The following is an 834-nucleotide window of genomic DNA, read 5'->3' on the forward strand; positions in this document are numbered from 1 at the left end:
CTCCTTAAGCGCGTCGCACGAATGCGACGCGCTTGACCTCTGTTTTATGCATCTCGTTGTCCCAAAACCGCTGCGCACGTTTGGGCGATATGCATTGGCATCCTCTAGCGGACGCTGGCGACTGCGTCGGAGCGGCCGTCGTTGATCGTTACCCAAACGCCCGAATTCTGGCTCGATTGGCGCTTGAGGTAGGTGTAGTCGGTCGCGGTCCAGGGCAGCACCTTGGACTTCAGATTGTCGAGGATGAACTCGCCGAGGCTGGTGCGCACGGTCAGCACCGCGTGGCCGTCGCCATTCGACTGGCGCGCCACCGTCATCAGCAGGTCGCCGGCCGGAACGCCGATAGCCATCAGCTCGCGGCGCTTCTCCAGCGCATAGTCCTCGCAATCGCCAAACCCGCTGTCGGGATAGGACCAGACCTCTTCCTTGCCCCACAGTTCCATGTCGGTGCGCGGCTCGATCCTGGTGTTGACCGAATTGTTGATGCTCACGATCCTCGCCCACAGCTTGCGGGTCAATTCGACCGGCGCCTGCTTCGGCGTCCTCTGGCTGCATTCCCGCGGCAGCTTCTGGCAGAACTCGTAATGGCCAACCGGCTGTGTGGTGCGGCCGCCGGTATGCATGAAGGCAGGTCCCGCTGCCTCTGCTGTCCCCCAGGCGGAAAGCTGCATCGCCATTGCCAAGAGCAACAGCTTGCCCCTCGTCCTCTTCATTCTTCAGTCTCCCCGTTTGAGGAGACTATGACACGGGTGGATTTATTCGACGCAAAGGCGCGGAGTAGATATTAAGTAAAACGCCAGTAGAATAAACGTAAAATTTGATGCATTTGAGTAT

Annotated in this window: 1 protein-coding gene; it reads right to left on the reverse strand. The window is 59.2% G+C overall.

The genetic code is table 11. The features are described from left to right. Positions 1-104 precede the first annotated feature (104 nt). Positions 105-713 (reverse strand): transglutaminase-like cysteine peptidase, encoded by a 609-nt coding sequence (locus tag CN311_RS31695; protein ID WP_097577493.1) that lies wholly within the window; start codon positions 711-713, stop codon positions 105-107. Between the last annotated feature and the right edge of the window lie 121 nt (positions 714-834).

The sequence above is a fragment of the Mesorhizobium sanjuanii genome, from assembly GCF_002529485.1.
GTDB lineage: Bacteria > Pseudomonadota > Alphaproteobacteria > Rhizobiales > Rhizobiaceae > Mesorhizobium > Mesorhizobium sanjuanii.

Coding starts and splice junctions, on each gene's coding strand:
- CN311_RS31695 (WP_097577493.1), bottom strand. CDS start 713: ATGAAGAGGACGAGGGGCAAGCTGTTGCTCTTGGCAATGGCGATGCAG.